3 protein-coding genes are annotated in these 2,487 nt (G+C 76.6%); 1 reads left to right on the top strand and 2 read right to left on the bottom strand.

Translation table 11 applies throughout. The features are described 5' to 3' along the window. Positions 1-135: 135 nt before the first annotated feature. On the top strand, positions 136-615 hold the full coding sequence (locus HCN56_RS25110; RefSeq protein ID WP_245247023.1) for a DoxX family membrane protein: 480 nt from the start codon (positions 136-138) through the stop codon (positions 613-615). A gap of 98 nt (positions 616-713) precedes the next feature. Here HCN56_RS25110 and HCN56_RS25105 read toward each other — a convergent pair whose 3' ends face one another. Continuing rightward, positions 714-965, bottom strand: coding sequence for a hypothetical protein (locus HCN56_RS25105; RefSeq protein ID WP_167974881.1), 252 nt, complete (start codon positions 963-965; stop codon positions 714-716). Next, a partial coding sequence (locus HCN56_RS25100; RefSeq protein WP_167974879.1) for a PspC domain-containing protein occupies positions 962-2,487 on the bottom strand: 1,526 nt, incomplete at its 5' end. The genes HCN56_RS25100 and HCN56_RS25105, both read right to left, overlap by 4 nt.

The raw sequence follows: 2,487 nt of genomic DNA, 5'->3' as shown, positions 1-2,487 counted from the left end.
GCCGTCCGCGCGGGGAGCGTGCCCCCGCGCGACGTCCCCCGGCGCCCTTACCGGCCGCCGCCCCCGGTGACAGACTCGTGGCGCTGGACCGACGCGAGGAGCCGAGAGATGCCGGTGGACCGGAAGAGTGGACCCATGGACGACCAGGGAGGGGTCCGCGAGCGGCTGGCCCGCCACGGGGTCCTGCCGCTGCGGCTCTTCCTCGGGGTCACGTTCCTGTACGCCGGGCTCGACAAGTTCCTCACCGGCGGCCCGTTCTCCTCGGTGGACCGCGACGCGATGCGGTCCATGCTGGAGTTCGGCCGGGACGGGTCGGCAGCGCCGTGGCTGGTGGACCTGGCACTGGAGAACGCCGGGCCGGCGCTCACCGGGGTCGCGGTGGCCGAGATCGCGGTCGGTGTGCTCCTCCTGCTCGGCGTCCTCACCCGCCCCGCCGCGCTGGTCGGCGCGGCGCTGGCGCTGGGCTTCTGGCTCACCGTCTCCTGGGGGACGAGCCCCTACTACTTCGGGAACGACCTGCCCTACGCGGTGGGGTTCCTGACGCTGGCGCTCACCGGGGCGGGCGCGTTCTCGGTGGACGCCGCCCGCGCGACCCGCCGCGCCGCGTCACGCTGACGCCCGGCGCCGGGCCCGCGGTGGTGAACAGCGGGGCGCGGGGCCGGACGACGCGGCCTCGCAGCGGGCAGCGGCAGGGCCGGGGTGCGCAGCGGGCCTCAGCCCCGGGGCCCGCCGTCGGCGCACGATCCGGCCCGGTCCCGACCGCGCCGGACGGCGTAGGTGACGACGGAGACCACGGCGGTCAGCACCAGCGCGGCGGGCACGGCCCCCGCGAGGTAACGGAGCTGGATGTCGACCACGCCGGCCGTGCGCGCCGCGAACCCGGCGGCGATCGCCAGCAGGCACAGCCCCAGCAGCAGCCGGGCCGGCTCGAAGTGGGTCCGCCGTTCGTTGCGCTCCGGGCTCATCGTGCCTCCACCTCCGTCGGGGCCGGACCGGCGGCGAGGGCCCTTCCGGTGGCGGCCGCGGCGGCCTCCACCGGCACCTCGTCCTCCGTCCGCTGGTCGTCGTCCGCCGGGTGCGGGTCGGTCTCGACACCGGCCACCCGCTCGATCTCGACGTGCCCGAGCCCGACCGACAGCCGGAGCTCGAGGACGCCGGTGGGCTCGGTGCCCGGCGGCGGGCCGTAGGTCCCCGACCAGTCGGCCCGGAAACCGCCGCCCTGCACGCGCCCGTTGGGGCCCCGGTCCGAGTCCTCCTGGTCGCCGAAGGTGTAGCCGCCGAGCCAGATGTCGGCAGTGACCTCGACGGTGACGTCGCGGGGTACGTACACCCGCAGCTGACCGCCGCCGGCGGTCATTTCCGTGGCGAGGCGTTCCCCGTCGGACAGCTCCAGCTGCGAGAGGTCCAGGGTGGCGCGGCCGCTGCCCAGCTCGTACGAGGGCTCGACCGCCGCGGGAGTGCCGGGTGTCCAGCGTTCGTCGGTCCACTGCGTCGTCATCGAGGGCGGCAGGGTGGACGCCCCCACGACCAGCGCCGCGGTGAGGACGGCCGCGAGGATGGTGCCGGTGCCGATCCGCCCCCAGAACGCGCCCACCCCCATGCCGAGGCCGAAGACCGTCAGCGCGGCGGTACCGGCGTAGACCAGCGCCGTCGCCAGCGGCTGGTCCCAGGTCAGCGCGCCGACCACCGTCGCCGCCGCAACCGCCAGCAGCATCACCGGGCCACCGAGCCAGAAGGCGTTGCGGCTCTCCGCAGGCTGTCCCTCGTCGCGCCAGGTGGGAGGCGGCGCGAAGGGTCCGCCGCCGTCGCCGTCCTTGCTCAGGTCGACCGCGGGCCCGGTGCCCGGCGCTGCCGCGCCGGCCGGTCCCCACAGGTAGCTCTCCTGCGGGCCGCCGCCGTCGCGCCACCAGGAGGCCGACACGGGCGACGGCGGCGCCTGCACCTCCGGCGGGGCGCTGGCCACGGCCTGCGCGGTCGCCGGGTCCGGCGCGGTGTCGGCTCCGGAGCCGTCCAGGCCTCGCTGGTGCCGGGACCAGAACCCCACCCCGATGAGACCGACCAGCAGCAGCATGGAGAAGGACTGCGAGCGGCCCGGCAGCGACGCCAGCAGCAGCCCGAAGCCCACGACCACCATCAGCAGCGCGGTCAGCCCGGGGCCGTCCACCCGGCCCGACAGCATCCGGCGGCCCTCGTTCTCGCTGTAGTCGTCGAACGGCAGCAGCAGCCAGGCGACGCCGTAGGCGATGAGCCCCACGCCGCCGATGAGGGAGAGCACCGCGAGGCAGACGCGGAAGATGACCGGGTCGAGGTCGAAGTAGCGCCCCAGACCGCCGCAGACGCCGCCGATGACCTTGTGGCGGCGGCTGCGCACCAGCCGCGGCCCGTCCGGGTGCGCGCCCGGGCCACCGGTCCACCCGGCGCCCCAGCCGGAGCCGGTGCCGTCGGCACCACCCCGGCCTGCGGCGCCCCCGCCGCCTGGGCCGTCGC

The organism is Streptomyces lonarensis (assembly GCF_012033735.1).
Lineage (GTDB): Bacteria > Actinomycetota > Actinomycetes > Streptomycetales > Streptomycetaceae > Streptomyces > Streptomyces lonarensis.
The sequence above is the reverse complement of the archived record's forward strand: the minus strand, read 5'-3'. Positions and strand labels throughout refer to the sequence as shown.

Bases quoted from the DNA above. Each gene is read 5' to 3' on its own strand.
- HCN56_RS25110 (WP_245247023.1), top strand. From the start codon at position 136: ATGGACGACCAGGGAGGGGTCCGCGAGCGGCTGGCCCGCCACGGGGTC.
- HCN56_RS25105 (WP_167974881.1), bottom strand. From the start codon at position 965: ATGAGCCCGGAGCGCAACGAACGGCGGACCCACTTCGAGCCGGCCCGG.